6 protein-coding genes are annotated in these 4,152 nt (G+C 65.1%); 1 reads left to right on the forward strand and 5 read right to left on the reverse strand.

What is annotated here, in order from left to right; translation table 11 throughout:
• The 5 genes from DBR23_RS05175 to DBR23_RS05195 all read right to left on the reverse strand — a co-directional run.
• Positions 1 to 679 (reverse strand): pirin family protein (locus DBR23_RS05175; protein ID WP_108497525.1); only part of this gene is annotated, 679 nt, incomplete at its 3' end.
• Positions 676 to 1,083 carry an OsmC family protein gene (locus tag DBR23_RS05180; protein ID WP_108497526.1) on the reverse strand — a complete coding sequence of 136 codons (408 nt, stop codon included), beginning with the start codon at positions 1,081 to 1,083 and terminating at the stop codon, positions 676 to 678. The genes DBR23_RS05180 and DBR23_RS05175, both read right to left, overlap by 4 nt.
• A gap of 59 nt (positions 1,084 to 1,142) precedes the next feature.
• Positions 1,143 to 1,697 (reverse strand): flavodoxin family protein, encoded by a 555-nt coding sequence (locus DBR23_RS05185; RefSeq protein ID WP_108497527.1) that lies wholly within the window; start codon positions 1,695 to 1,697, stop codon positions 1,143 to 1,145.
• Positions 1,698 to 1,840: 143 nt separating this feature from the next.
• On the reverse strand, positions 1,841 to 2,254 hold the full coding sequence (locus tag DBR23_RS05190) for a DoxX family protein (RefSeq protein ID WP_056744599.1): 414 nt from the start codon (positions 2,252 to 2,254) through the stop codon (positions 1,841 to 1,843).
• 40 nt (positions 2,255 to 2,294) lie between these two features.
• The gene (locus DBR23_RS05195) at positions 2,295 to 2,996 is read right to left on the reverse strand and encodes a pirin family protein (protein ID WP_108497528.1); all 702 of its coding nucleotides are present in this window, start codon (positions 2,994 to 2,996) and stop codon (positions 2,295 to 2,297) included.
• A gap of 104 nt (positions 2,997 to 3,100) precedes the next feature.
• Between DBR23_RS05195 and DBR23_RS05200 the strand changes: the two genes are divergently transcribed.
• The gene (locus DBR23_RS05200; RefSeq protein ID WP_056063168.1) at positions 3,101 to 4,039 is read left to right on the forward strand and encodes a LysR family transcriptional regulator; all 939 of its coding nucleotides are present in this window, start codon (positions 3,101 to 3,103) and stop codon (positions 4,037 to 4,039) included.
• Positions 4,040 to 4,152 lie beyond the last annotated feature (113 nt).

Genomic DNA, 4,152 nt, shown 5'->3' on the forward strand with positions numbered 1-4,152 from the left:
GGCCGGGTTCCGCCACGGCCAGGATGTGCGCAGGCACCTCATCGCCGTTCAGCGACACGGGTGCATCCACGGTGTACACCGCCAGCTCGGGCACCAGCGCCGGAATCTCTATCGTGGCGCCGGCAGACAACTGAATGTCCAGGTACAAGGTGCGCGAATACGTGGCCACCGGCGAGGTCTGACCAAAGGCCTCGCCAATCAACACCCGCACGGTGGCGCCATCCACCAGCAACTCCGGAATGGCCGCCGCAGGCGTGTGCACAAACGAGGGGTCGGCTTCCTCATGGGCGGCTGGCAACGCAGCCCATAGCTGGATGCCATGGTTCACATAAGCCTGGTTCGCAAGGCTCTCCGGGCGGCGCTCGGAGTGCACGATGCCGCGCCCCGCCGTCATCCAGTTGATGGCGCCGGGCTCGATCTGCTGCACGTAGCCCAGGCTGTCGCGGTGCATGATGGCGCCAGAGAACAAGTAGGTCACCGTCGCCAGGCCAATGTGCGGATGGGGCCGCACATCGTGGCTGTCGCCCGGTGCCACCGTTACCGGACCGAAGTGGTCGAAAAACAGGAAGGGCCCCACGGCCTTGCGCTGCACAGCGGGCAGCAGGCGGCGCACGGTGAAACCGCCGCCCAGATCCTTGGCATGGCCCGTGAGGGGCAGAAAGCTGGGGGTATCGCTCATGATGCACGCTCCAACGAAGTGCTGATCTCGGTCGTCACCGTGGTCATCAGCTTGTGCACAGGGCATTTCTGCGCCACGGTTTCCAGCTCGGCGATCTGGGCATCGGTGAGGTCACCGCTGACCTGCAGCCGGGTCGCGAGGCGGTAGACGCCCGCACGCTCGGCCGAGGCGTCGCGCTCGACCACGGTCTGCACATCGTCCACCGGAAGGCCCTTGCGGCGCGCGTACCACAACACCGTGAGCGCCTTGCAGGCCCCCAGGGCAGCGTCATACAGATCGTGCGGGCTGGGGCCGCTGTCGGTGCCGCCCTCTTCCACACTGCCATCGGCCACAAGGTCGTGCGCACGGATGTGCACGGTCTGGGCCATGGGCGCGCCGGGGACGCGCCGCAATTCAACTGCCATGGGTTGTTCTCCTGGTTGTATTGGGGCGCGCCACTGTAGCGCCAAAAGGCGGCTGCGCCTTAACGAGAGAGGCGGCGGGCCACGTCGGCCACACGCTGGCCAAACTGCTTGCCCGTCTCAAGATCGCCAGGGAACATCTCGGCAGCCGAGGCGTCCGACGGCGACTGGGACATGGCGCCGCTGAACGAGCCGATCCAGTTCACATCGTTGCGCGTGGCCGCCTTGGAGTTGGCGGGCATCATGCCGTTGCCCACCCAGATGCCACCGTGCTGCATGGCCAGGTGGAACATGTAGTCCAACGTGATCTGCTTGTCACCATTGGTGCTGGCGCTGTTGGTGAAGCCTGCAAACAGCTTGTCCTTCCAGGCCTGGCTGAACCAGGGCTTGGACGAGGCGTCGGCAAATTTCTTGAACTGCCAGCTGGGGCCCGCCATGTAGGTCGGCGAGCCAAAGATGATGGCGCTGGCAGCGGCCAGCGTTTCCCAGCCGCCTTCGGGCAGGTTGCCCTCTGCATCAATGGCGACCAGCTGGGCGCCTGCACCTTCCGCCACAGACTGCGCCAGGCGCTGCGTGTGACCATAACCCGAGTGGTAAACAACTGCGATGTGTGCCATGAGATAACTCCTGTTGAAACGATGAGGGAACGAGACCAGGGGAAAGAACCAAAAGAACTACCAACAGAACGACAACCAACGACGAGATTGAATGCCAGAACCTGCACCCCTGCGGGTTGCAGGCCCTTTCTATGCCAACCGGATCAGCGGTCCGAGCGGCGTGCGTCCAGGCTCCAGGCGCCGGCGCCAAACGCTGCCAGGGCCAGCAGGCCGCCGGTCACGCCCACGTTCTTGAAGAACATGAGCTGCTGCATCATTTGCTTGTCTGCGGGCAGGTTCCAGTAGGCATGAAAGAAGAAACTGGCCACCAGCGTGAAGAAGGCCAACGCCAGTGCGGCAAACCGGGTGCCCACGCCAAAGATCAGCGCCAGGCTGCCCAGCACTTCGACCGCCGCCGCAACCGCTGCCGCCACCGTGGGCATGGGCAGGCCCACCGAAGTGATGTAGCCCACGGTGCCGGCAAAGCCGGTCAGTTTGCTGATGCCCGCAGGCAGGAACAGGGCGGCCAGCAGCAGGCGCGATGCCAGGGCCAGAGGGTTTTGCAGGGATGTGAACATGGTGAAGAACTCCTGAGTGAAAGTGGTTACGAAATAAAGATCAGGCGGCCAGGTCAAACACCAGCACCTCGGCGTCGTGGCCATCGGTCAACGACAAGGTGGTTTCCTTTTCCATCAGCAGCGCGTCGCCGCCCGACAGGGCCTGGCCGTTGGCGCTCAGCGCGCCACGCACCAGGTGCACATAGGTCTTGCGGGCGGGGTTCAGCGCCAGGGTGGCGGACTCGTCACCATTCAGCAAGCCCGCATACAAGGCTGCGTCAGCATGGATCTTCACCGAGCCCTGGGCGCCGTCGGGCGATGCCACCAGGCGCAGGGCGCCGCGCTTTTCCGACTCGGCAAAGGTCTTTTGCTCGTAGCTGGGCGGGATGCCGCGCACGTTCGGCTCGATCCAGATCTGCAGGAAATGCGTGGTCTGGCCGGCAGCGTGGTTGAACTCGCTGTGCTGCACGCCGGTGCCTGCGCTCATGCGCTGCACGTCACCGGGCGGGATGCCCTTGACGTTGCCCATGCTGTCCTTATGGGCCAGCTCGCCCGACAGCACGTAGCTGATGATTTCCATGTCGCGGTGGCCATGGGTGCCAAACCCGGTGCCCGGCGCAATGCGGTCTTCGTTGATGACCCGCAGGTTGCCAAAGCCCATGTGGGCAGGGTCGTAGTACCCGGCAAACGAGAAGCTGTGGAAGGAATTGAGCCAGCCATGGTCGGCGTGGCCCCGGTCTTGCGATTTACGAACAGTCAGCATGTGAGTGCTCCTTTCAAGACTCGACTGTAGGACCGCAGCCACCTCTGCGGGCACAGACGGATTGATGGCACTGTTCAAATAATCTGAATTAACATGGCGCCACCATGCAAAACGCCCGCGATGTCCTCACCCCCGATGCGCTGACCATGCTGCAGGTGATTGCCGAGGCTGGCAGCTTTGCCGCCGCCGCACGGCAACTGGGCCTGGTGCCCAGCGCCCTCACCTACCGCGTGCGCCAGATCGAAGACGCACTGGACGTGCTGCTGTTCGACCGCAGCGCACGCCAAGCCCGCCCCACTGAGGCCGGGGTGGAGCTGCTGCGCGAAGGCGCGCGCCTGCTGCAAGACATCGACGCCGTGGCCCACCGCGTGCGCCGCGTGGCCACGGGCTGGGAGCCACAGCTCACGCTATCCATCGACGGCATCATTTCGCCCCACACCCTGCTGGAGCTGGTGGACGCGTTCTATGCCATGAAGCCCCCGACGCGGCTGAAGCTGCGCGACGGCATCATGACCGGCACGCTGGAGGCGCTGACCTCCGGCCGCGCAGACCTGGCCATTGGCGTCTCGGTGGCCAGCAACAACGTGGCCGGCCTGCAGCAAGGGCTGCTGGGTGACGTACTTTTCATCTACGTGGTAGCGCCCCATCACCCGCTGGCCACCGCGCCCGAGCCCATCTCCGACGCCACGCTGCTGGAGCACCGCGCCGTGGCCGTGGCCGATTCGGCCACCCGGGGCGGCGCCACCATGGGCCTGCTGGGTGGGCAGGACGTGCTGACGGTGGACACCATGCAGGCCAAGGTGCGCGTGCAGTTGCGCGGTCTGGGCGGAGGCTTTCTGCCCGAACCCATGGTGCGCCCCTACCTAGAAGCCGGGCGCCTGGTGGCGCGCCGCGTGGCCCGGCCCGAACGCAACGTGCGCGTGCACTACGCCTGGGGTGGTCCCGGCTTCACCGCACCCGGCCGCGCGCTGCAGTGGTGGCTGAACCAGCTGCAAAGTCCCGCCACACGCCGCGCTCTGCTGGAAAACCACCATCATTTGTGACCCTGATCAAGTGCGCACAGGCCGGCACCGCGTGTAGAGTGGTTCCTGTTGGTTCTGCATCGCATTTCTTTTGCCGACCGTCACCGAAAGGCCTCCCATGAGCAAACCTGATC

Source organism: Acidovorax sp. HMWF018 (genome assembly GCF_003061035.1).
GTDB lineage: Bacteria > Pseudomonadota > Gammaproteobacteria > Burkholderiales > Burkholderiaceae_C > Acidovorax > Acidovorax delafieldii.